This window comes from Saccharopolyspora sp. NPDC003752 (genome assembly GCF_053605825.1).
This window is the reverse complement of record NZ_JBSGJZ010000004.1, coordinates 336,819-359,310: the sequence shown is the minus strand read 5'-3', so window position 1 is coordinate 359,310 and position 22,492 is coordinate 336,819. Positions and strand designations below refer to the sequence as shown.

General features: G+C 70.8%; 25 protein-coding genes. 16 read left to right on the top strand and 9 right to left on the bottom strand.

All coding sequences use genetic code 11. The features are described from left to right. Positions 1–163: 163 nt before the first annotated feature. Positions 164–625, bottom strand: a complete 462-nt coding sequence (locus ACWEV3_RS08150) for a helix-turn-helix domain-containing protein (protein ID WP_452613196.1) — start codon at positions 623–625, stop codon at positions 164–166. A gap of 561 nt (positions 626–1,186) precedes the next feature. On the opposite strand from ACWEV3_RS08150, the gene pqqA reads away from it, so the two are divergent. From pqqA to ACWEV3_RS08130, 4 genes are all read left to right on the top strand, one after another. After that, positions 1,187–1,327: a pyrroloquinoline quinone precursor peptide PqqA gene (gene pqqA, locus ACWEV3_RS08145; RefSeq protein WP_452613195.1), complete on the top strand. Its 141-nt coding sequence runs from the start codon at positions 1,187–1,189 to the stop codon at positions 1,325–1,327. A gap of 76 nt (positions 1,328–1,403) precedes the next feature. After that, positions 1,404–1,685, top strand: a complete 282-nt coding sequence (pqqD, locus tag ACWEV3_RS08140) for a pyrroloquinoline quinone biosynthesis peptide chaperone PqqD (protein WP_452613194.1) — start codon at positions 1,404–1,406, stop codon at positions 1,683–1,685. Continuing rightward, entirely contained in the window at positions 1,678–2,769 is a 1,092-nt protein-coding gene (gene pqqE / locus ACWEV3_RS08135) for a pyrroloquinoline quinone biosynthesis protein PqqE (protein WP_452613193.1), read from the top strand. The genes pqqD and pqqE overlap by 8 nt, the downstream gene beginning before the upstream one ends. A gap of 22 nt (positions 2,770–2,791) precedes the next feature. Next, positions 2,792–4,006, top strand: coding sequence for an MFS transporter (locus ACWEV3_RS08130; protein ID WP_452613192.1), 1,215 nt, complete (start codon positions 2,792–2,794; stop codon positions 4,004–4,006). Positions 4,007–4,419: 413 nt separating this feature from the next. On the opposite strand, the gene ACWEV3_RS08125 is transcribed toward ACWEV3_RS08130, so the two are convergent. Then, positions 4,420–4,788, bottom strand: a complete 369-nt coding sequence (locus tag ACWEV3_RS08125; RefSeq protein WP_452613191.1) for a VOC family protein — start codon at positions 4,786–4,788, stop codon at positions 4,420–4,422. A gap of 60 nt (positions 4,789–4,848) precedes the next feature. On the opposite strand from ACWEV3_RS08125, the gene ACWEV3_RS08120 reads away from it, so the two are divergent. Continuing rightward, positions 4,849–5,307 carry a MarR family winged helix-turn-helix transcriptional regulator gene (locus tag ACWEV3_RS08120; RefSeq protein WP_452613190.1) on the top strand — a complete coding sequence of 153 codons (459 nt, stop codon included), beginning with the start codon at positions 4,849–4,851 and terminating at the stop codon, positions 5,305–5,307. A gap of 243 nt (positions 5,308–5,550) precedes the next feature. Here the strand turns inward: ACWEV3_RS08120 and lexA are convergent, their stop codons facing one another. Then, positions 5,551–6,213 carry a transcriptional repressor LexA gene (gene lexA / locus ACWEV3_RS08115; RefSeq protein WP_358381128.1) on the bottom strand — a complete coding sequence of 221 codons (663 nt, stop codon included), beginning with the start codon at positions 6,211–6,213 and terminating at the stop codon, positions 5,551–5,553. Between the two features lie 110 nt (positions 6,214–6,323). On the opposite strand from lexA, the gene ACWEV3_RS08110 reads away from it, so the two are divergent. The 4 genes from ACWEV3_RS08110 to ACWEV3_RS08095 all read left to right on the top strand — a co-directional run bounded on the left by ACWEV3_RS08110 (position 6,324) and on the right by ACWEV3_RS08095 (position 8,539). Beyond that, positions 6,324–6,659: an ArsR/SmtB family transcription factor gene (locus ACWEV3_RS08110; protein WP_358571697.1), complete on the top strand. Its 336-nt coding sequence runs from the start codon at positions 6,324–6,326 to the stop codon at positions 6,657–6,659. Then, on the top strand, positions 6,656–7,132 hold the full coding sequence (locus tag ACWEV3_RS08105) for an SRPBCC domain-containing protein (protein WP_452613189.1): 477 nt from the start codon (positions 6,656–6,658) through the stop codon (positions 7,130–7,132). The genes ACWEV3_RS08110 and ACWEV3_RS08105 overlap by 4 nt, the downstream gene beginning before the upstream one ends. After that, the gene (locus tag ACWEV3_RS08100; RefSeq protein ID WP_452613188.1) at positions 7,129–7,755 is read left to right on the top strand and encodes a dihydrofolate reductase family protein; all 627 of its coding nucleotides are present in this window, start codon (positions 7,129–7,131) and stop codon (positions 7,753–7,755) included. Before ACWEV3_RS08105 ends, ACWEV3_RS08100 begins: the two co-directional genes overlap by 4 nt. Positions 7,756–7,942: 187 nt before the next feature. Then, complete coding sequence (locus tag ACWEV3_RS08095) at positions 7,943–8,539, top strand: ABC transporter permease (protein ID WP_452613187.1); 597 nt, start codon at positions 7,943–7,945, stop codon at positions 8,537–8,539. Positions 8,540–8,594: 55 nt separating this feature from the next. On the opposite strand, the gene ACWEV3_RS08090 is transcribed toward ACWEV3_RS08095, so the two are convergent. After that, complete coding sequence (locus ACWEV3_RS08090; protein ID WP_452613186.1) at positions 8,595–9,608, bottom strand: Lrp/AsnC family transcriptional regulator; 1,014 nt, start codon at positions 9,606–9,608, stop codon at positions 8,595–8,597. 334 nt (positions 9,609–9,942) lie between these two features. Between ACWEV3_RS08090 and ACWEV3_RS08085 the strand changes: the two genes are divergently transcribed. The 6 genes from ACWEV3_RS08085 (at position 9,943) to ACWEV3_RS08060 (ending at position 16,964) form a co-directional block, all read left to right on the top strand. Further along, positions 9,943–11,589, top strand: a complete 1,647-nt coding sequence (locus ACWEV3_RS08085; RefSeq protein ID WP_452613185.1) for an ABC transporter substrate-binding protein — start codon at positions 9,943–9,945, stop codon at positions 11,587–11,589. Between the two features lie 123 nt (positions 11,590–11,712). Beyond that, a complete protein-coding gene (locus ACWEV3_RS08080) occupies positions 11,713–12,714 on the top strand; it encodes an ABC transporter permease (protein ID WP_452613184.1) in 1,002 nt (333 codons plus the stop codon). Continuing rightward, positions 12,714–13,595 (top strand): ABC transporter permease, encoded by an 882-nt coding sequence (locus ACWEV3_RS08075; RefSeq protein ID WP_452613183.1) that lies wholly within the window; start codon positions 12,714–12,716, stop codon positions 13,593–13,595. The genes ACWEV3_RS08080 and ACWEV3_RS08075 overlap by 1 nt, the downstream gene beginning before the upstream one ends. A 2-nt stretch (positions 13,596–13,597) precedes the next feature. Beyond that, positions 13,598–14,608 carry an ABC transporter ATP-binding protein gene (locus ACWEV3_RS08070; protein ID WP_452613182.1) on the top strand — a complete coding sequence of 337 codons (1,011 nt, stop codon included), beginning with the start codon at positions 13,598–13,600 and terminating at the stop codon, positions 14,606–14,608. Next, a complete protein-coding gene (locus tag ACWEV3_RS08065; RefSeq protein WP_452613181.1) occupies positions 14,605–15,621 on the top strand; it encodes an ABC transporter ATP-binding protein in 1,017 nt (338 codons plus the stop codon). Before ACWEV3_RS08070 ends, ACWEV3_RS08065 begins: the two co-directional genes overlap by 4 nt. Beyond that, positions 15,618–16,964: a serine hydrolase domain-containing protein gene (locus ACWEV3_RS08060; RefSeq protein ID WP_452613180.1), complete on the top strand. Its 1,347-nt coding sequence runs from the start codon at positions 15,618–15,620 to the stop codon at positions 16,962–16,964. Before ACWEV3_RS08065 ends, ACWEV3_RS08060 begins: the two co-directional genes overlap by 4 nt. A gap of 358 nt (positions 16,965–17,322) precedes the next feature. On the opposite strand, the gene ACWEV3_RS08055 is transcribed toward ACWEV3_RS08060, so the two are convergent. The 5 genes from ACWEV3_RS08055 to ACWEV3_RS08035 all read right to left on the bottom strand — a co-directional run bounded on the left by ACWEV3_RS08055 (position 17,323) and on the right by ACWEV3_RS08035 (position 21,528). After that, the gene (locus tag ACWEV3_RS08055; RefSeq protein ID WP_452613179.1) at positions 17,323–17,658 is read right to left on the bottom strand and encodes a hypothetical protein; all 336 of its coding nucleotides are present in this window, start codon (positions 17,656–17,658) and stop codon (positions 17,323–17,325) included. Then, positions 17,655–17,864, bottom strand: a complete 210-nt coding sequence (locus tag ACWEV3_RS08050; protein WP_452613178.1) for a DUF5988 family protein — start codon at positions 17,862–17,864, stop codon at positions 17,655–17,657. The genes ACWEV3_RS08055 and ACWEV3_RS08050 overlap by 4 nt, the downstream gene beginning before the upstream one ends. 158 nt (positions 17,865–18,022) lie before the next feature. Next, positions 18,023–18,775, bottom strand: coding sequence for a thioesterase II family protein (locus ACWEV3_RS08045; RefSeq protein WP_452613177.1), 753 nt, complete (start codon positions 18,773–18,775; stop codon positions 18,023–18,025). Positions 18,776–18,789: 14 nt separating this feature from the next. After that, entirely contained in the window at positions 18,790–20,217 is a 1,428-nt protein-coding gene (locus ACWEV3_RS08040; protein WP_452613176.1) for an acyl-CoA carboxylase subunit beta, read from the bottom strand. A 363-nt stretch (positions 20,218–20,580) separates the two neighbouring features. Then, positions 20,581–21,528 (bottom strand): quinone oxidoreductase family protein, encoded by a 948-nt coding sequence (locus ACWEV3_RS08035; RefSeq protein WP_452613175.1) that lies wholly within the window; start codon positions 21,526–21,528, stop codon positions 20,581–20,583. Between the two features lie 290 nt (positions 21,529–21,818). Here ACWEV3_RS08035 and ACWEV3_RS08030 point away from each other — a divergent pair, with 290 nt between their 5' ends. Next, on the top strand, positions 21,819–22,442 hold the full coding sequence (locus ACWEV3_RS08030) for a hypothetical protein (RefSeq protein WP_452613174.1): 624 nt from the start codon (positions 21,819–21,821) through the stop codon (positions 22,440–22,442). Positions 22,443–22,492 lie beyond the last annotated feature (50 nt).

The following is a 22,492-nucleotide window of genomic DNA, read 5'->3' as shown; positions in this document are numbered from 1 at the left end:
CGGGCGATGGCCCGAGGAATCAGAGGATCAACACGCCGAAGTGGTCACGCGCACGTAGTCGACGTGCCTGCGGATAACCAAGCGGATCATGAGCCGAAGAGTAGCGGGTTGATCGCGGCCCGCAAAACGTGTTCACCAGTTGAGACGGACGCCGCCACGCCGATCAGCGGCCCGCGCCACGAAGAACCGATCGCGAAGGATAATCCACAATGGATATTGAGCTCGACGCAATCAGCTGGCGCGCCAGCCGTTTTCGAGCAGTTCGAACGCTGCCGCGACGGTCTCTTCGGAGCGAGGGCCGCGGGCCAGTGCGCGAGTTCGCAGCGCGAAGTGCGCCAGGGCGGCGCACTCGGGGTCGTCGTCGGCGCATCCCGCTTGTTCCGCGATCGCGGACCGCCGCGACGAGTTCGGCCTCGTGGTCGACGGCCTCGCCGAAGACGAGGGCCTCCTTGCTCGGGAAGTGCTTGAACAGCGTCGTCGTCGACCCGTCGGCGGCGTCGGCGATCTCGCGGACGCTGACCCGGTCGAAGCCGCGCCGGAGGAACAGCTCCATGGCGGCGTCGGCCAGCGCCTGGCAGGTGGCCGCCTTCTTCCGCTCCCGCCGCCCCATCGCGCCTCCGGTCATGCAACGCACGGTACAAAACGTGAAACAGTTTAAAAATTGCACAGTTTCACTTTTGTTCTCGATGTGGTGTTCTTCGGTCGGGCCGCACAGCGCGACGCCCGGAAGCTCTGATCCGCGCCGTCGAGGCCGACGGGCTCTTCGACTCCCCCGATCTCGCCACCACCGTGGCCCGCTGCGAAGCGACGATGCTGCCGCGCGCCGCGGCCAACGCCGAAGCCGCCCGCGAGGGCCTGCACAGCGCGACCGCCACCGACGAGCCCGACCTCTTCGACATCCCCTGACGCCCGAGCACCACCCGCCCCACCGGCACGGTGCCGTCGCGCCGACATCGCTGTTGACCAGCCGATTTCGGGTTTCCTGTGCCCTTACGGCAACGTTTCTGCGGGGCTATCCTGCACCTGCGGTGGTCCCGCGCGGCGGGGACGCGTCGGGGGTCCGGATCAGGTCGGGGGGCCGGTTCGCAGTGAGCGCCGGTACCGGACATCGCGTTCGCCTCGACCTTGGCAGCCGAACCGCCAACTCCGCCCGGGGACGCTCGTCGCCGGAGAGGAGGTGCCAATCATGAGATCAGATGCTGCTCGGCCCGGTCTTCTCGAATGGGAGCCCCCGGAGTTCGACGAAGTCGAATGGGAGACGCCCGAGTTCGAAGAAGTCGTATGCGCCTCAGAAGTCACGATGTACGTCTCGCGGCTGGAGGAGTAGGCGCGGTGGGACGACCGGCAGTCGATCCCCGGGCGTCGGCGGACCGGCGCCCGGCCACCAACGCCGCGGGACCGCGATGAGCACGGAGGTGCACCCGTCGAGCCGGCCCCGGCTGGCGCCGCACGTGCGCCTGGGGTTCGACCGGTCCCGCAAGAAGTACATGCTGCTGGGACCGGAGTCGGTGACGGTCCTGAACACGACCGGCGCGGCCATCCTCGACCTGTGCGACGGTCAGCGGACGGTCACCGAGATCGTGGCGAAGCTGAGTTCCCGCTACGCCCACGTGGCCGACGACGAGGTGACGCAGTTCCTCACCCGCCTCGCCGCCAAGCGGTGCGTGGAGGCCGACGATGACTAGACCGTTCGGTTTGCTGGCCGAGCTCACCTACGCCTGCCCGCTGCACTGCCCATACTGCTCCAACCCGCTCAAGCTCGCCGACTACGGCGACGAGCTGACCACGGCGGAGTGGCGCCGGGTGCTGACCGAGGCCCGCGAGCTCGGCGTGGTGCAGCTGCACCTCTCCGGCGGGGAGCCGCTCCAGCGCCGGGACCTGGTGGAGATCGCGCGCACCGCCGCCGAGCTGGGCCTGTACACCAACCTCATCACCAGCGCGATCGGCCTCTCGCCGCGCCGTGCGGAGCAGCTTCGCGCCGCCGGTCTCGACCACGTGCAGATCAGCATCCAGGCCCACGAGGCGGCCCTGTCCGACCGCATCGCGGGCACCCCTTCCTTCGAGCGCAAGATCGCGGCGGCCCGGACCGTGAAGGACCTGGGCTGGCCGCTGACGGTGAACGTCGTCCTGCACCGGCAGAACATCGACCGGGTCGCCGACATCATCGCGCTGGTCGAGCGGCTGGGCGCCGACCGCATCGAGCTCGCCAACACCCAGTACTACGGCTGGGGCCTGCACAACCGCGCCGCGCTGCTGCCCAGCAGGACGCAGGTGGAGCGGGCGGAGCAGGTGGTGCGAGCCGCGCGGAAGCGCCTGGAGGGGCGGGCGGAGCTCACCTACATCCTCCCCGACTACTACCTCGACTTCCCCAAGCCCTGCATGGGCGGCTGGGGGAAGCTGCAGCTCACCGTGGTGCCCAACGGCGACGCCCTGCCCTGCCCCGCCGCCCACACGCTGCCGCTGCCGCGCGTGAGCGTGCGCGAGAAGTCGCTGGCGTGGATCTGGGCGGAATCGCCGCTGTTCCAGCGCTTCCGCGGCACCGGCTGGATGCCCGAGCCATGCCGCGGCTGCCCGCGCCGCGAGATCGACTTCGGCGGCTGCCGCTGCCAGGCGTTCCTGCTCACCGGCGACGCGGCGCGCACCGACCCGGTCTGCATCCTCTCGCCGGACCACGAGATCGTGGCCGAGGCGGTGCGCGCCGCGAACGCGGAGACCAGGCCGGTCGCGGAAGTCCTCGCCCCGCGCCCGCATCCTCGCGACACCCGGTAGGAACCGGACGGCCCGGCGCGCGATGCCAGCGGCGGAACACGACCGGATCACGGTGCGGGCGTTGCTCGCGCGCCCGGTCTACCGGCGGTGGTGGGCCGCCGCGACGATCTCCCGCGCCGGGGACGTCCTGGCCGGGGTGACCTTGCTCCTGCTGGTGCTGGACCGAACCGGCTCCGGTACGGGTGTGGCCGGAGTGGTGATCGCCGACGTCCTGCCGGTGCTGCTGCTGGCTCCCCTGGCGGGCATCGTCGTCGACCGCTGGCCCCGGCGGCGGATCATGATCGCGGCGGATCTGGTCCGCGTGGTCCTCGCCGCGATGCTGCCCCTGGTCGATGCTCACGTGTTCGCGATCTACGCGATCGCGTTCGCGCTCTCCGCCGCCGCGGTGTTCTTCAACCCCGCCGCCAACAGCCTGCTGCCCGCGCTGGTCGGCGAGCGCGAGCTCGTCGCCGCCAACTCCGGTGTCTGGACGACCGCCATCATCGCCCAGATCGCGCTCGCACCGCTGGCCGGAGCGCTCGCCGCGGCAGCCGGCTTCGCCATCGCGTTCTGGGTCAACGCCGCTTCCTTCGCCGCCAGCGCCGTGCTGCTCGCCGGGATGGCGGTGCCCGGTCATCGCGCCGCCGCGACCACCCGGGGCTGGCTGCGCGACTCCCTCGACGGCGCGCGCCTGCTCGTCGCCGACAGGCTGCTGCGAGCGCTGGCCGCCGCGCAGCTGCTCGCCGCGCTGTCGGCCGGGGCCATCAGCGCCCTGCTCGTCGTCCTCGCCCGGGAGCGGCTCGGCCTCGGCCCGCAGGGTTTCGGGTGGCTGCTGGCGACGATCGCCGTCGGCGCGGTCGCCGGCCCCGTCCTGCTGACCCGGACCTTGCGCGGCCGCGTCGGCCCGAACGTCGTGTTCGCCGCCTTCGGGCTGCGCGGCCTGGTCAACGTGCTGCTGGCCGTGACGACGTGGCCCGTTCTGGCCGCCGCGTCGCTGCTGCTCTACGGCCTGGGCACCTCGACGGGAACCATCGCCTTCACCAGCCTGGTGCAGACCCACACCGACGAGACGGTGCGGGGGCGCGTCTTCGCCGCCCTGGACTCGCTGTTCCAGGCGGGCAGGCTGGTGAGCCTCCTCCTCGGCGGTCTCCTGGCCGACGCGCTCGGCATCACGGCCGTGTACCTCTTCGGCTCCGCGCTGCTGCTCGCCGCAGCGGCGAGCGGCTTCGCGCTCGCCCGGGACCCCCGCCGGCGATGAACGCGCCGGAGTCGTCGAGGCTGTCGTTTCAGAATGCGACGCGGGCACGCGTGAGGCCTGCCTGCCTGGCACACCGGGCGCCGGTTCCGCGCGAAATCGGCGCTCCGAGTGAGGGCGGAACGCCGATTTCGCGCGAAGAAGACTCATCGCAGAAAAGAGGGCGTAGTCGGGGCCTGAAGCCGCCGGTGTCGAGCAGGCTGCGGGTGATGCAGTTGGTCAGTTCGCGGAAGCCGAGGGCGGTGCCCCGCACCTTCATCCTCGGATGACCTCGACCTCTACCCCCGGGCACCGACGCGCCAGACCTGCCTACGCGGTTAACCGCGAAGAGCTAACGGGTGTCGCCCGGATTCTCGCGCCTCGGGCGCAACCGGCGGTCTTCGGGGAACGGCGACCGTCCGGTGGCGTTCGGCTTATCAGGTGCGGTCGTGGAGAGTGATCCGGTAGCCGTCGGGGTCGGCGAAGGTGAATGTCCGACCGAAGGGGCCGTCGATCGGTGCGGAGACGATGGTGTGACCGTCGACGACGAGAGCATCGTGAATGGCCTGGACGTCTGTGGCGTGGAGCCAGATCGCGGCACCGATACCGGGCTGAGCAACGGATGCGAGATCGGTGCCGGGAACGACGTCGCGGAGTGCGAACGCGATCGGCTTCGTCTCGAAGACGACGGCGTGCGGAGGTCCGGCCTGCGAGCGGACGAGGCCGAGGTACTGCTCGTAGAACGCCTGCGAAGCGTCCAGGTCGCGCACCTGGAGCGAGATGAAGTCGGGGCCAGTGGCGGGCATGATGCTCCTTCCTTACATGTCAGTTTTCTGACACGGGCCAATCTATGTCAGAATGCTGACATGAGTCAAGACGGTGCCGGTGTCGACCTGAAGACGTCACTGGGCTACCTGCTGAAAGAGGCGTCGAGCGCCCTCCGCGTAGCCATGGAGGAGGTGCTGCGGCCGCTCGGGATGAGCGTGACGCACTACTCCTGCCTCGAACTCCTGGCTCAACGACCGGGCTTGTCGAACTCCGAGCTCGCGCGGGGCGCGTTCGTGACCCGGCAGACGATGAACGTGCTGCTCCAGGCCCTGGAACGAGACGGCTACGTGACCAGGCCTGCGGAGGCGCCCGTCGGGAAGGTTCTTCCCACGCGGCTCACGCCTCGCGGACGACGGAGCCTGGAGAAGGCAACCGCAGCAGTCCGGTCCGTTGAGGTCAGAATGCTGGCCGGCATGACCGAGACCGAGCAGTCAGACGCGTTCCGGATCCTGCAGAGCATGATCCATTCCCTGCGCGATGGCAACGACGGCGCATAGCTCGTTCCCCGGCGCACGTCTCGTCGCGCCCGGACAGGAGTGCAGCCGAGCGCGGGAATCCGTGCGGGCGACCTCGAAAACCGACAGCCCCGACTGCATCTGCGATGAGCCGCGAAACCGTCACGGTGTCAGGCGCCGGGCACCTTCGGGATCAGCCGGGCAGAGCCATTCTGAAACGACCTCTTGACGAGAAGGCCCCTGAGACCCGCACCGCCACGCAAAACGAGCCGGAGACAGGATCTACTACACGCTGCGCAGCACCGAGACGACCGTGCCCAGCACGGCGGCCTTGTCGCCGTCGATGACCTCGTAAGCCGGGTTGCGCGGTTCGAGGTACACGTGGCCGTTGCGGCGGCGGTACACCTTGACGGTGGCCTCGTCGTCGATCATCGCGGCGACGATCTGGCCCGAGTGGGCCTCGGACTGCTGGCGCACCACGACGATGTCGCCGTCGCAGATAGCGGCGTCGATCATCGAGTCACCGCGCACCCGGAGGCCGAAGACGTTGCCGCGCCCGGTGAGCTCGCGGGGCAGGGTCAGCACGTCGTCGACGTGCTCCACCGCCGAGATGGGCGTACCGGCGGCGATGTCGCCGACCACGGGCACGGGCACCGAGTGCTCGGCGGACTCCCGTGTGGACGGTTCCCGGAGGAACGCGCGCACGTCGATCGGCCGGGACATCGTGTTGCTGCGCCTGAGGAAACCCTTCTCCTCCAGGCTCGCCAGGTGCTTCGACACCGACGAGGACGACCGGAGGCCGACCGCGTCGCCGATCTGCCGAGTGCTCGGCGAGTACCCGTGCCGTATCACCCAATCCCGGATGGTGACCAGGATTCGCTGCTGGCGCAGCGGCAGGGTCGAGGGGTCCAGGTGCTCGAACACGTCGAGATCGTCGTAGGCGGCCACCCGCTGAATGGTAGAGGTGCGCACCCGCGACCGGCCCACCGCCCTGCGAGGTCATCGGGCCAACACTTTGCCCTTGCGCTAAGTGTTGGGCCGGGTTAATACTTAGCCTCATGGCTCAGTATTCGGCCGTGCTCGACGGCGTGTTCATCGCGCTCGCCGACCCGACGAGGCGCGCGGTTCTCCGGCGACTCGGTCGCGGGCCGACGAGCGTCGGCGACCTCGCCAGGGACGCCCCCATGACGTTGCCGTCGTTCATGAAGCACGTGCGGGTGCTCGAGTCGAACGGCCTGATCCGCACGGCCAAGTCCGGCCGGGTGCGCATCTGCGAGCTCAACCGGGAGCGGTTCGCGCTCGTCGAGGACTGGCTCGCGGAGCAGCGGCGCATCTGGACGGACCGCACCGATCGCCTGGAGCGATTCGTCACCAACCCGAAGGAGGAGCAGTGAACCTCGAACTCGATCTCGGCATCGACCGGGTCATCCGCGCGCCCCGCAAGCAGGTGTGGGACGCGTGGACCGATCCGGCAAACCTGGCGCAGTGGTGGGTGCCCGCCCCGACCCGCTGCCGCGTCGAGCGCCTCGACGTCCGGCCCGGCGGCGCGTTCGTCACGCTGATGAGCGACGACGGCGACGCGTTCGTCCCGCACCTGGACGCGTGCTTCCTCGTGGTGGACGAGTACGAGCGGATCGTCTTCACCAACGCGCTCGACAGCGGCTGGCGCCCCGCGAGCCCCGCACCGGTCCCGATGACCGCCGAGATCGTCCTGCGGGACCACCCGGACGGCACCGACTACCGGGTCGTCGTGCGGCACGGCGACCCCGCCGCCCGCGCCCGGCACGCCGAGCTGGGTTTCGCCGAGGGCTGGGGCACCACCACCGACCAACTCGCCCGGCTGGCCGAGGGCGAGACCGGGCGATGAAGGTCGCCGTCACGGAATTCGTCACCCTCGACGGCGTGAGCCAGGGACCAGGTTCGTCCACTGAGGACACCAGCGGCGGCTTCACGAGGGGCGGCTGGCTCGTGCCGCACATGGACGAGGCGTTCGTCCGGCGCGCGTCGGAATGGCTCGACCACGCCGATGGCCTGCTGCTCGGCCGGCGGACGTACACGGCGTTCGCCCGCGACTGGCCGACGATCATCGACCCCGACGACCCGTTCACCGAGCGGATGAACTCGCTGCCGAAGTACGTCGTGTCGAACACCCTCGATGAGGGGAACTGGCCGCCGACCACGGTGCTCCGCGGCGATGCCGGCGAGGCGGTCCGCGAACTGAAGGCGCGGCCAGGGCGGGAACTGCAGGTCCACGGCAGTGCCCGGCTCAGCAGCGCACTGCTGTCGATGGGGCTCGTCGACACGCTCCGCCTGGTCGTGGCGCCCACCGTGCTCGGCACGGGCCGACGCCTGTTCACCCACCCGACTGCGGCAACTGGCCTGCAACTCGTCCGGCACGAGGCCACGACGCGGGGCCTGCTGCTCCTCGAGTACGAGGTCACCGGCGACGCGGCGGTCGGCGACTACGAAGGCGTCACGCAACTCGGATAGGCGCCAGTCACGAGCACTCACCACGAAGGCCCACCGCGCGCCTGCTGGTTGGAGCACTGCCCCAAGCGGCGGCGAGCGATCAGAACGGACCGCCGTCCAGGCCGGGCCCCGGAACCGCCCGGTCCCGCTGCGGGTCGTCGCGGTCTACGACGGCGTCCGCGCCGCAGGCGCCGATACCGGGCTCGCCATGGTCGATCTCGGGCAGCAGTCCGCGATCGCCATGGGCGAGGGCGGCTACGACGACAGCGTCCTGGTCAAGCTGACGACGGACGCCGACCACGGCCAGGTCCGGCAAGCGCTGGAAAATGCGCTCTCCGGTGCGCCTCTGGCTCAGCTGCGCAGCATCGACGAGCTCAAGGACGAGCTTTCGGCGCCGCTGCGCAGCACGCTGGACCTGCTGTGGGCGCTGACCGCGCTGGCCGTGCTGATCGCGTTCGCGGGCATCGCCAACACGCTCTCGCTGTCCGTCCTGGAACGGACTCGGGAGTCGGCCTTGTTGCGCGCGCTCGGCCTGACCCGGGGCGGGCTCAGCGCCGCCCTCGCCGCCGAATCGGTCTTCGTCGCGCTGCTCGGTGCGGCGTGCGGGCTGTTCGTCGGCATCGGCTCGGCGTGGCTGATCGCGCAGGTGGCGTCGACCGACGCGGAGCCGGTGCTGTTCGTGCTGCCGTGGGGCCGGCTCGGAGTGCTGCTGGGAGCCGTCGCTCTGGCGGCACCGCTCGCCGCAGTCATCCCGGCCCGCCGCGCGGCGCGAGGCTCTGTCACCGCCGGGATGACGCAGCCCTGACCGGTCGCGCGCGGCGTGAGAACGGGTCGGGCGGCTTCCGGCCCCGACCTCGCCCTCAGGCCGGGGTGTCCGCCGCCGGGCCGGGCAGCGGGATGACCTCGCCCGTGCAGCGGCCGTCCGGGTGCATCAGCCAGCCCACCCGCTTCCGGGTCCGCAGGATCACCGAGCTGTTCACGACTCCCCCTGCGGGCAACAGCCGTTCGAGGTTGTCCTGCATGTTCATCAGGTCGCCCATGTCCGCCGTCCACGCGTTCACCACGAGGTTCGCCGAACCCGTCACCGACATGCACAACCGCACCCGCGAGTCCTCGCGCAGCCGGGACACCGCCGCGGGCAACGCGCTGTTCGGCAGGCGGCACCACCAGATCACCGCGATGGGCCACCGGGTGTGCAACTGGGCGACTTCGCAGCGCAGTCGCAGCGCCCGGGACCGCAGGAGGGCGGTCAGCTGGCGGCGCACCGTGGAAGTCGGCCGGTCGAGCCGCTCGGCCAGTTCCGCCGCGGTGGCCCGGCCGTCGTGCGCGAGCTCGGAGACGAGCGGGGCGAAGACCTTGGATCTGAGGTAGATCGGTTCGCTGGGCCGGTCCCGCTCGGCGCGGCCCGCCTGCAGGATCGCCTCCCGCTGCGCGCGGTCCAGCGCGTCCAGCTGCCACTGGTTGCCCTCGATGTGCCGCTTGGTGCCGATGTGGGAGTGCAGCGACGCCACTCCGGGCAGCTTCGGCAGCTCGTCCAGCAGCAGCGCGGAGAGTTCGCCGAACGAGCTGGCGGAAACCGTCAGCAACAGGTCCAGTCCACGCGCGGCGTGTTCGATGTTGTGCACGCGGTGCGTGCGTTCCAGCCTCCGGGCCACGTCGTCCACCGCGCCTGGGGCGCAGTTCATCTCGACCAGGGCCACCATCGCGCCGCCGGAAAGCTCGCCGTACTCGGGATATGCGGTGATCCAGGCCAGTCCCGCTTCGCGGAGCCGGGCCCAGCGCTGCGCCAGCGCCGTGGGCGACGCGCCGAGCGCCGGGGCCAGCGCCGCCCACGGCGCGCGAGGCCACAACTGCAGGGCGTGAATGAGCGCCAAGTCGTCCTCAGAGAAGTCCTGATGCACGTTTCTCGCTCTCTGCGGGCTGAAAATGAGCGTATCGAGCGAATGATCTCCCTCATCCGCGGGCGAGTCCACACTCTAGACCAGCTCGAAGCGAGATCAAGGGGTTCGCGAAGTTGGATCTGCTGGACGATGCGCGGGCGCCGCAACCGGTTCCGCTGCTGGAACGCCGGAAACCGCACCAGGTGCCCGGAATCGGCCTGCGGTCGCAGCGTACCCGGGAACCACGCGCCCGATCCGGACGGCCGCGGACATCGTGCCGCCGCACCGGCATCGGTCCGTGCACTGAGGACCAAGGAAGGGAGCGGCGATGACGCACCAGCGCACCTCGACCGGCCCGAAGCTGACCCGCCGCGGCATGCTCCAGCTGGCCGGGGCCGGGGCGGTGCTGCTCGGCACCGCCGGCTGCGGGGCTTCGGCCAGGGCCGCCAGCGACGTGTTCGTCTACGGCCGGAGCTCGGACGCCGTCTCCCTGGACCCGATGAACCAGACCGACAGCGAGTCCTACGCGGTCGTGCACCAGATCTTCGACTCGCTGCTGCGCTACGCCCCGGACGGAAGACTGCTGCCGGCGCTGGCGAATGCGGTGCCGGAACCCGAGAACGGCGGCCGGCAGTACACCTTCGAGCTCCGCGAGGGCGTGTGCTTCCACGACGGAACGCCGTTCGACGCCGACGCCGTGGTGTTCAACTTCCGGCGCTGGCGGGAGGCCGGGCACCCCTACCACCGCGGCGGCGGCCCGCAGAGCAGCAAGTTCGCCTACTACAAGAACCTGTTCGGCGGCTTCGACGAGAAGTCGGTGATCGCCGGGGTCGAGAAGGCCGGACCGCACGCGGTGCGGTTCGACCTCCGGGAACCCTACGGGCCGTTCCTCCCCACGCTCGCCGGCGCGCAGTTCGGCATCGCCTCGCCCACCGCGATCCAGCGGGACGTGGAGAACTTCTGGCAGCGGCCGGTCGGCACCGGCCCGTTCGCGCTGGAATCCTGGCAGCGCGGCAGCAAGCTCACCTTGCGCCGCAACGAATCCTGGTGGGGCACGCGGCCGGGCGACGCGGGGCGGCGGCTGAACACCGTGGTGCTCACGCCCATCCCGGACAGCACGGCCCGGGTGGCGGCGCTGGTCGGGGGCGATCTCTCCGCCGTCAACGGCATCGTGCCCCAGGACGCCGACGCGCTGCGCGACACCCCGGGATTCGCCGTGACCCAGCACCCGCAGGAGTGCTTCAGCTACTTCGCCATGAACACCCGGCGCGAGCCGTTCCGGAACCCCTTGGTGCGCAAGGCGATCGCGCACGCGATCGACCTGCCGCGGATCGTGCGGTACTTCTTCGGCGAAGGGGCCGAGGTGGCCGGCGCGCCGCTGTACGGGATCTCCGCGTTCGTCGACCGCTCGATCCGGCCGCACCCGTACGACCCGGAACTGGCGCGCAGGCTGCTGGCCGAAGCCGGGCTGCCCAACGGTTTTCGCACCACGCTCTGGTACATGTCCACCGCCCGGCCGTACATGCCGGACGGCAAGGGCGTCGCCCAGGCGGTGCAGGCGAACCTGGCCGCGGTCGGGATCACGGCGGAGCTCGTCACCTACGAGCTGGCGACCTACGTGGAGCGGACCGGCAAGGGACTGCACGACATCGCCATGTTCGGCGGCACCACGATCGGCGTGGACTCCTACTTCCCGCTGAACTACTGGTACGCCGGCGCCAGCGCGACGGAGACCAATTCGTCCAACTTGTCCTTCTACCAGAACTCGCAGGTCGACGCGCTGCTCGCCGAGGCCAGGGTTACCGCTGAGGTGGAGAAGCAACGTGCCCTCTACGCCGAGATCCAGCACATCGTGCACGACGAGGTGCCGGTGCTGCCAATCGCCTACGTCAGCCCGCCGGTGGCGCTCCGCGCGTCGATCCGCGGCTTCGGCACCAACATCGCCATGGACGACCTCGATGCCCTCACCGTCTGAAAGCCGTATCCCGAACTCATCTTGCGCAGCGGTGCGGGTATCGGCCCACCGGCGGTCGCCTTCTCTCTGTGGGATCCCCGAAATCCTGAAGGCCACCGCCGGACGCCGGGGAGGTGTCGGGCCTTGCTGACCTACATCGCGCGTCGGCTCGGGCAGCTGATCCCCGTGCTGCTCGGGGTCTCCGCGATCGTGTTCTTCACCGTGCGGATGATCCCGGGCGACCCGGCGCAGATCATCCTCGGCGAGAACGCCACGGCGGAGCAGATCGCCGAGCTGCGCGCCCAGATGGGCCTGGACGAGCCGATCATCGTGCAGTACTGGCTGTTCCTCGGCCGGGCGCTGCGGGGCGATCTCGGCGAGTCCATCGTGTCCGGTCGGCCGGTGGTCACCGAGCTCGCCGCCCGGCTGCCCGCCACCCTGGAACTGACCCTGGCGGCGCTGCTCATCGCCGTGGTGGTCGGCATCGCACTCGGCACGCTGGCGGCGAGCAGGCCGCACTCGCTGCTGGACAAGGTCGCGTCGGTGTTCGCCGTCGCCGGGGTGAGCATGCCGATCTTCTGGCTGGCCATGATCTTCATGGTGGTGCTGGGCGTGAACCTGCACCTGCTGCCGTTCCCCGGCCGGTTGCCCGCCGCCGAGTCGCTGCCGGCGGTCACCGGCCTGAACCTGGTCGATTCGCTGCTCGCCGGGGACTGGGCGATGTTCCGCGCCTCCCTCGCGCACCTGACCATGCCCGCCCTCGCGCTGGCCACCATCCCCTGCGGCGTGATCATGCGGATGACGCGGTCCAGCATGCGGGAGACGCTGGCCGAGGACTTCATCCGGACCGCCCGCGCCAAGGGGGTCTCGCCGCTGGTCACGACCGTCCGGCACGGCCTGCGCAACTCGATGCTGCCGGTGGTCACGGTGATCGGGCTGCAGCTCGGCCTGCTGCTCGGCGGCGCGGTGATCACCGAGACGATCTTCTCCTGGCCCGGCATCGGTCAGATCGCCTACCAGGCGGTGTTCCAGCGCGACTACGCGCTGATCCAGGGCGTGGTGCTGTACGCCTCGCTGCTGTTCGTGCTGGTCAACCTGGTGGTCGACGTCCTGTACGCGGTGTTGGACCCGAGAGTGAGGTACTGATGGCCGACCAAGTGGCCACCGCGCCGCCGAGGGGCGCCCGGAGCCGGCGGCAGCGCGCGTTCTTCGCCAACCGGCTCGCGGTGTTCGGGGTCGTGGTGCTCGGGATCTTCGCGCTGGTCGCCGTGCTGGCCCCGGTCCTCGCGCCGTTCGACCCGTACGCGCAGGACCTCGGCGGGCGGTTCCAGCCGCCGGGCGGCACGCACCTGCTCGGCCAGGACGAACTGGGCCGCGACATCCTGTCCCGGTTGCTCTTCGGGGCCCGGGTGACGCTGTCCGCCGGGCTGCTCTCGGTCGCGCTGGCCGCCGTCGTCGGGACGGCGATCGGGCTGCTCGCCGGCTACCGGGGCGGCTGGTTCGACGCGGTCCTGATGCGGCTGATGGACATCCTGCTCGCGTTCCCCAGCGTCCTGCTGGCGATCATGATCGTCTCGACGCTCGGGCCGGGGCTCGGCAACGCCATGCTCGCGGTGGGCATCGTCTCGGTCCCGCAGATCGCCCGGGTCGTCCGGTCCGCGGTGATCGGGCTGCGGGACAGCGACTACGTGCTGGCGGCGCGCTCCATGGGCGCCGGGCACGGGAGGATCCTCCTGCGCACGCTGCTGCCGAACTGCCTGGGCCCGCTGATCGTCCAGGCCACCCTCAGCCTCGCCGCGGCGATCCTGGACATCGCCGCGCTGTCCTTCCTCGGCCTCGGCGCGCAGGCGCCGACACCGGAATGGGGTGCCATGCTCTCCGACGCCTTCCGCGCCGGCTTCCACGTGTTCCTCACCAGCCAGTTCGCGATCGTCTTCCCCGGGTTGATGATCGCCGTCGCGGTGCTGTGCGTGAACTTCATCGGCGACGGCTTCCGCGACGTCTTCGACCCGAAGGCGGTGCGGTGATCATGCCCCTGCTGGAAGTCGAGGACCTGCAAGCGCACTTCCGCACAGCCGACGGCGTGGTGCGCGCGGTGGACGGCGTCTCCTTCACCGTCGACGAGGGCGAAACGCTCGGCATCGTCGGCGAGTCCGGTTCCGGGAAGAGCGTGACCGCGATGTCCATCATGCGGCTCAACCCGTCGCCGCCCTGCCACTACGCCGGCGGCCGGATCCGGTTCCGGGGCCGCGACCTGCTCGGCGCCTCCGAGCGCGAGCTGCGGTCGATCCGCGGCAACGAGATCTCGATGATCTTCCAGGACCCGACCACGTGCCTGAACCCGGTGCTCACCATCGGCGACCAGATCGCCGAGGCGATCCGCACCCACGAGCGGGTCTCCCGCAGGGAGGCGAGGCGCCGGGCGGTGCGGACGCTGGACGAGGTCGGCATGCCCAGCGCCGAGCGCCGCGCCCGGGACTACCCGCACCAGCTCTCCGGCGGCATGCGGCAGCGGGCCATGATCGCCGTCGCGCTGGCCCGGCGGCCGAAGATCCTCATCGCGGACGAGCCGACCACCGCGCTGGACGTCACCATCCAGGCGCAGATCCTGGAGCTGCTCGGCCAGCTGAAGTCGGCGTACGGCATGTCCATCATCATGATCACGCACGACCTCGGGGTGGTCTCCCAGATCGCCGACCGCGTGCTGGTGATGTACGGCGGGAAGGCGGTGGAGTCCGGCACGCCGAAGCAGCTCTTCCAGGATCCGCTGATGCCCTACACCTGGTCCCTGCTGCGCGCGGTGCCCCGGCTGGACTCCGAGGTCGCACCGGAACCGATCGGCGGCCATCCCCCGTCGCTCGCCGGCGAACCGCGCGGTTGCCGGTTCGCGCCCCGGTGCCGGTTCGCCGACGACCGGTGCACCCGGACCGAACCGGCGCTGGACCGCAAGGCCGAGGGCCGGCTGGCCGCCTGCGTGCACACCGCGGACGCGTTCCGGGAACTGGCCGGCGCGCTGGACGATGCGGAGGCGGGCCGATGAACGACTACCTGGTGGAGACCCGGGATCTCGCCTTGCACTACCCGGTGCGGGGCGGGCTGTTCCGCCGGGCGGGAGGCTTGGTCAAGGCCGTCGACGGGGTGAACCTCGGCGTGCGGGAAGGCGAGACGCTGGGCCTGGTCGGCGAGTCCGGCTGCGGCAAGAGCACCCTCGCCCGGCTGCTGCTGCGGCTGGCCACCCCGACCAGCGGCGAAGTGCGGTTCGCGGGCGAGGACATCTTCGCGCGGCGCGGCGCCGAACTGGCCCGGCTGCGCCGAGACATCCAGATGATCTTCCAGAACCCGTCGTCCTCGGTGAACCCCCGGCTCAGCGTCGGCGAGATCATCGCCGAGCCGCTACGCATCCACCGGCGGCCGGACGTGCGGCGGCGCGTGCTCGAACTGATGGAGATGGTCGGGCTGCACCCGGACCACTACGACCGGTACCCGCACGAGTTCTCCGGCGGGCAGCGGCAGCGGATGGGCATCGCCCGGGCCATCGCGCTGCGCCCCAGGGTGGTGGTCTGCGACGAGCCGGTGTCCGCGCTGGACGTGTCGATCCAGGCGCAGATCCTCAAGCTGCTCAAGGAACTCCAGCGGGAGCTCGGCCTCACCTACGTGTTCATCACGCACGACCTGTCGGTGGTCAAGCACCTGTGCGACCGGGTGGCGGTGATGTACCTGGGCAAGGTGGTGGAGGTCGCCGACCGGGCGGAGTTCTTCGCGAGCGCGGCCCACCCGTACACCGCTTCCCTGCTGTCGGCCATCCCGCTGCCCGATCCGGACGCCGAAGCGCGGCGGCAGCGGGTGGTGCTCGCCGGGGACGTGCCGTCGGCGCTGAACCCGCCGACCGGCTGCGCCTTCCACCCGCGCTGTCCCCAGGCCCAGGCTCGGTGCGCGCGGGAGGCACCCGCCCTGATCGCCGACGAGTCCGGTCGCCGGACGGTTTCCTGCTTCTTCCCGGTTCGCCCCGGCGAGGAACTCCAACGGCCCGCAGAGGACGGTGCGAACGCATGACCGACATTGCCGGACTGCTGACCGGGATGATCCCGCCGCTGATGCGGCGCTGGGCGGTGCCCGGCGTCGGCGTCGGCGTGCTCACCCCGGACGGCAGCCACCGCCTCGGCTTCGGCGTGACCAATGTGGACCATCCGCTGCCGGTCGACGAGCACACCCTGTTCCAGATCGGCTCGGTGTCCAAGACGTTCGTCGGCACGATGCTGGCCGCGCAGGCCGAAGCCGGGCGGCTGGGCCTGGACGACCTGGTGGCCGACCACCTGCCGGGCGCGGGGCTGGACCGCCGGATCACCATCCGGCACCTGCTCACCCACTCCTCCGGCCTCTTCGGCGATCACCTGATCCTCAACGGGCCGCGGCTGCTCGCCGGCGGCGCGGACGACTCGATCGCCACCGGCGTCGCGCACATCTCCGGGCTGCCGCTGGTGTTCGCCCCCGGCACGAACTACTCCTACAGCAACGCCGGGCTGATCGTCGCCGCACGACTGCTGGAGGTGGTCACCGCCCGGCGGTACGCGGAGCTGGTCCGCACCGAAGTGCTGGAACCGGCCGGGATGCGGCACACCTGCACCACCGCGGACGAGGCGATCACCCACCGGGTGGCCGCCCCGCACCGCAGCGACGCCGGGCCCGAGGTGGCCCGGACCGCGGGCTGGCAGCGCGGCTGGCAGCTGCCGGGCTGGGACGTGCCCGGCGGTGGGCTGGTGTCGTGCGTGAGCGACATGCTCGACTACGCCCGCTACCACCTCGCCGGGAAGACCCCGGCGGAGCCGTTCGTCCCGCAACGCGAGCGCAGCGGCGCGACCGAGCGGATCGGGCTGATCTGGCGGCTGGACGACGTCGACGGCGTTCGGCTGGCCTACCACGGCGGGCTGACCATCGGGTACTGCACCCAGCTGTGCCTGGTCCCGGATCGGGGAATCGGCTTCGTGCTGCTGACCAACGGCACGTCGGGCGAGCAGGTGAACCAGGAGGTGCGTGCCGCGCTGCTGCGGGAACTGGTCGGCATCGCCGCCGAGACGCCGCCCACCGAACCCGGCGACGCCCCTGCCGACGCCGCCGGATTGGCGGGCAGTTTCGACGCGTCCTTCTACCGCCTCGAACTCAGCCCGCGCCCCGACGGGCGGGCCGCGGTGCGCATCCACCGCCCGACGCCCCGGCCGGGCAGCTACTACCTGGAGCCGCCGTCGATCGAGCAGGTCGCCTGGTGCGGGCGGGACCGGCTGGTGATCACCGAGCCGGCGAGCGAACGCGGCACCACCATCGACGTCTGCCGGGACGACTCCGGCGCGATCAGCGGACTGCGCCTGCGCGACCGGCTGGCGCCCCGGGTCGACGGCTGACTCGGCGAAGAACGGGGCGGAACGCTCTTCGAGCGCCCAGTTCACAGTTTCAATTGAGCGTTTTTCATCCTGGTCGGCCCGCAGCCGCGGCCCGCGAAGCCGTACGTCGATGAGGTGTCGCATGCGCCGCAGGCGCATAGCCCACCTACGCAGCTCGCACCGCCGCGGGTTCTCAGAGGCTTCCTGGCGAGGACGGCCCTGACGCCGTGTATTGGACATACATAAGTCAGGGCACCCACAGACCAGGGAGCCTCTGAGGTTCCGCCACCCGCACCGCCACGCAGAACGAGGTTGGAAAAACCTCATTGAAACTGCGGGGTCTTTCCGCAACGACTCACCGGTCGATCTCAGGTGCAGGTCACCAGATGATCCGGGTCAGATCCGCGCAGGACAGTTCGAGCGTCTCGAACGGCGCGCCGGGCCCGCGACCGGTCCACTGCACGGGCATGACTCCCGCCAGCGACCAGCAGGCCAGCGGCGCGCGTTCCGGACCGAGCATCGTGATCTCGCCGATCGACCTCTCCGGGCGGCTGCGCAGCCAGTCCGACATCGCCGCGGCGCGGCCGGCCTGCGGGCGGCTGAGGACGACGACGCCGGTTCCGGCCTCCAGGCCCGCGCAGCTGGTGAACACGCCGAGGTCGCGATCACCGATGCGCACCTCGAAGAGGCCGTCGAGCCCGTCCGATCCCGTCATTCCGCGACCTGCGTCCGGTACGCCCAGCGGAACACCGGGAGGTTCGAGTCGCCGACCGCGCGGTAGTTCTCGGTCCGCTCGAAGTGGTCGTACCCGTTCAACCGCCGGATCTTGATCCGCTCGGCCAGATCCACCTCCGCGGCCGTCACCTGGGTCGGGATCCCGACCGGGCCGCCTTCCAGGATGACTTCCCCATCACCAGACACGTCGGTCTCCTCCTGCCGAACCGAGCAGATAACCGGTGCAAACTGACTCAGATATGTTGTCCCACAACGAAGTCTGTCCACCGTGACGCATTTTCTCAATTATTGAGCGGAATTTTCACACCTGCGTGCGCGATCCGGCCGGGGCCGGTGCAAGGGGTTCACACGGAATCGGGCACCTTCAGCCGCTCGTCGAGCACCGCGAGCACCCCCGCCTGGTGCTCGACGAGGTAGAAGTGCCCACCGGGGAAGACCCGCAGGTCCACTTCGGCGTCGGTGTGCTCCCGCCAGGCTTCGGCTTCCGCCAGGGTGACCTTCGGGTCGTCGTCGCCGAGCAGCACCGTGATCGGGCAGGCCACCTTCGCCCCGGGCTCGCCCCGGTAGGTCTCGGCCGCGCGGTAGTCGCTGCGAACCGCGGGCAGGATCATGCGCAGCAGCTCCTCGTCGCCGAGCACGTCCGCAGCGGTCCCGCTCAGCTTCCGCAGGTCCGTGACGAGCCCGTCGTCGTCGTGCAGGTGCACCCACTCGTCGCGGTGCGTCGACGGTGCGCGGCGGCCGGACGCGATCAGCCGGATCGGCGCGACCTCCAGGCGGCGCGCCACCTCGAAGCCCACCGCCGCGCCCATGCTGTGGCCGAAGAGCGCCAGCGGACGGTCCGCCCACGGCCGCAGCTCGGCGGCGAGCCGGTCCGCGAGCTCACCGATGTCGTCGATGCAGCGCTCCGCCAACCGGTCCTGGCGCCCGGGATACTGCACCGACAGCACCTCGACCCGCGGCGCGAGCGCGCGGGACAGCGGGAAGTAGAAGCTGGCCGAGCCGCCCGCGTGCGGCAGCGCGACCAGGCGGACCCCGGCGTCGGGTGCAGGGTGGAAGCGGCGGATCCACAACTGGCCGCCGCGTGCTGGAACAGTCACCGTTCTTCCTCCGGTCAAAGCGGGATGTTGCCGTGGTGGCCGCGGCCGGCGGCGGCCTCGGCGAGCGCCGCGGCGACCCGGCGCCGGGTGTCCGCGGGATCGATCACCTCGTCCACCACGCCGATGTCAAGCGCGCGGCCGACGCCGCCGGCGAGGCGCTCGTGCTCGTCGACGAGCTCGGCCCGCAGCGCCATCCGCAGGTCTTCATCGTCCACTGCGGACAATTTCTTGCGGTGCAGGATCCCCACCGCCGCCTCGGTCCCCATCACCGCCACTTCGGCCTCCGGCCAGGCGAACACCGCGCTCGCGCCCAGCGCGCGGGAATTCATCGCGATGTAGGCGCCGCCATATGCCTTCCGGGTCACCAGCGTCACCCGCGGCACCACTGATTCGGCGAAGGCGTAGAGCAACTTGGCGCCGCGGCGCACCACGCCGGCCCATTCCTGGTCCACGCCGGGCAGATAGCCGGGCACGTCGACGATGACCAGCAGCTGCACGCCGAACGAGTCGCACATCCGCACGAACCTCGCCGCCTTCTCCGCCGACGACGAATCAAGGCAGCCGCCCTTGCGCAACGGGTTGTTCGCGACGACGCCCACGGTGCGCCCGCCGAGCCGGCCCAGGCCGGTGACCACGTTGGGCGCCCACTTCTGCTGCAACTCGTCGAAGCCGCTGGCGGCATCGAGGATCTCGCGCACCAGCGGGTGCACGTCGTAGGCGCGGTTGGCGGCAGCCGGCAGCAACGACCGCAGATCCTTGCGCTCCGCCACGGCACGCAGGTCGAAAGCGCCCTGCTGGGCGAGGAGGCCGGTGATCCGGCGAGCTCTGGTGCAGGCGTCCACCTCCGAGTCGGCCAGCACGTGCGCGACGCCCGACTTCTGCCCGTGCGCCGCGGGACCGCCGAGCCCGGCCATGTCGACCTGCTCACCGGTGACGCTGCGCACCACGTCCGGCCCGGTGACGAACAGCCGCCCGTCGGCCGCCATGATCACCACATCGGTCAGCGCCGGCCCGTACGCCGCGGCACCGGCCGCCGGCCCGAGCACGACCGAGATCTGCGGCACCCGGCCGGAAGCGCGGATCATCGCGGCGAACATCTGGCCTACGCCGTCCATCGATTCCACACCCTCGGCGAGCTTCGCACCGCCGGAATGCCACAGCCCGATCACCGGACACCGGTCCCGGACGGCGCGGTCGATGGCATCGACGATGCGCCGCGCCCCGTCCGCACCCAGCGCGCCGCCCATCCTGGTGGCGTCCGTGCAGTACGCGATCACCCGGGCACCGTCGATCCGCCCCGTCACCGCGGCCACCCCGCTGTCGTCCGGCGGGTGCAGCGGGGTGGCGGAATCGCGGTCGAGCAGCAGCGCCAGCCGCGCGACCGGTAGGCGGGGATCCGGGGCTCGTTCGGCGATCAGCCGCGGTGCGGCGGTGGCAGTCAACTTCAACCTCCCGGCTTCGGCGAATCGTTGACCCGATCGGTCCTGCCGCCGGGGATTCCGGCGAGGCACGAGCAGAACCCGCGGTTTCAACCGGAACCGCACCGGACTTCGCGGGGTGATCGGCGCCCGCCCCATCTTCGGGCATCGGGCACCGCCTCGCCGTGCGAATGCGGGCAAGCCCGCGAGCGGCGGTGAAAGGAAAAACCTCTTCACCGCAACAGGAAATCCCGTCGCGAGATCGTCTGCGGCGGCTCACGTCCGGAATCCCGGCTACCGCGAGACGCCGGAACTCGTTCGCGCCACCGGGAAATCGGTCCACCACCACCGATGGGGTCGGCACCCGCACGATGGTGGGCAGCGGTGTCACGGTTCCAGCACGAGCTTGCCGCGCGTCCGCCGACCGAGCATGTCCTCGTGCGCGCGCCGCGCCTCGCCGAGCGGGTACACGCCGCCGATCGCCGGACGCAGCCGGCCGGCGGCGGTGAGGGCGAACAGCTCCGCCAGCGGCTCCCGGAACCTCCCAGGCAACGAGATCACCTGCGGCAGCCAGAACCCACCGACCGCAACGGTGCGCTCGATGACCTGCGCCGTCGCGATCGGGGCGGGCAGCACGTGGGACGCCACGCCGTAGGTGACGATCCGCCCGAGCGGGGCGAGCGCGTCCAGCGCCGCGTCGAAGACCGCCCCGCCGGTGGCGTCGAAGATGATGTCCACCGGCCGCCCGGCGTTGGCCTCGACGACCCGGTCGCGATAGCCCTCGGCCGCGCCGTCCACGGCGACGTCGGCGCCGACGGCCATCGCGAAAGCCCGCTTGTCGGGGCTCGACGCCGCGGCCACCACGCGGCCCGCCCCGAACAGCTTCGCCAGCTGGACCAGCAGCGATCCCACCCCGCCCGCGGCCGCGTTCACCACCACCGACTCGCCGGGGACGATCCGCGCGCAGGTGCGCAGCAGGTGCCAGGCCGACAGGCCCTGGACGCCGAGCGCGACGGCCTGGTGGTCGTCGACGCCGTCCGGGACCTCGGCGACGAACGGGGAGGACGTGACGACCAGCTCGGCGTACCCGCCGCCGTCCATCATGGCGAGGACGCGCCGCCCGTCGGCGGTGCGGCCGACCACCTCACCGCCCGGGACGTAGGGCAGCTCGACCGGCTTGAGGTAGGAATTCGCCGTGCACATGGTGTCCATGTAGTTGACGCCGGCGGCGCTGACCCGGATGGCCACCGCACCGCTGCCGGATGCCGGATCCGGCACTTGTTCCTCTACGAGCACTTCCGGCCCGCCGTACCGGGAAATCTGGATGGCGCGCACCGCATCTCCAAGCGCTGTGCTGCGATCACGGACCACCCAGGACTACCACACGGCCCCCCGCTGGGCGCACCAGAACGGATCACCTCATCGAAAGGCTGAAAACCATTGCACCGCAACAATATATGAAGCGATCTCGGCATCATCATTGCGAACCGTAACCGCCCTTCCGGGCAGGACAACGAAGACGAGTGAGCTGCCTTCTCGATCGGGCATGATCGGTCGAGAAACCTTCTTGGGTGGCTTAGAAATGGGGCGGATCTCCCGCATTCACCCCGGAAGGAGCCCCTCCCATGAAGGCCCAGACCCCCAGCAACGCGCCCCGGCCGAACGAGAAAGCCGCGCCGCTGATCGGCCGTCGGGGCAAGTGGGTGTTGGCGAGCCTCTCCGCCGGTCTGCTGGCCGCCGGAACGCTGGTGGTCTCGAGCGGGCCGACCGCGCTGTCCGCGGCGAACGCCGACGAACCGGTGCACGGCGAATCGTGCAGCGGAACCGCGACGCTGAAGATCACGCCGGGCCTCAAGCGGACCGAGCAGGAGATCACCTTCAGCTACGTCGAGGGCGGGCACAGCGGGCGGTGCGTCTCCACCCTGCCGATCACCGGCACGAAGGCCCACGAGGTCGAGGTCAAGGGCAAGGGCGACTGCGAGTCCGCGATCGTGTGGGTGAAGGACCGCGTGCGCTGGACCACCCAGGACCAGTCCGAGCGCACCAGCGTGATGGAGTTCGTGAGCACGTTCCAGATCGCCGGGGACGTCATCATCGAGCGGTCGGTGGGCCGGGTCACCGAAGGCGAGCTCAAGGGCCACATCATCGAGAACAACACCATCGGCCGGATCGACCCGGCGAAGTGCGACTCCCCGGAAGGCCTCACCGAGATCACCCTGACGGGTCTGTACAACACCAGCCTCGGCTGAGCACCTGCGCCCGGCCCCGGAACCCGCGTGTTGAACGAGCCGACAGGGAG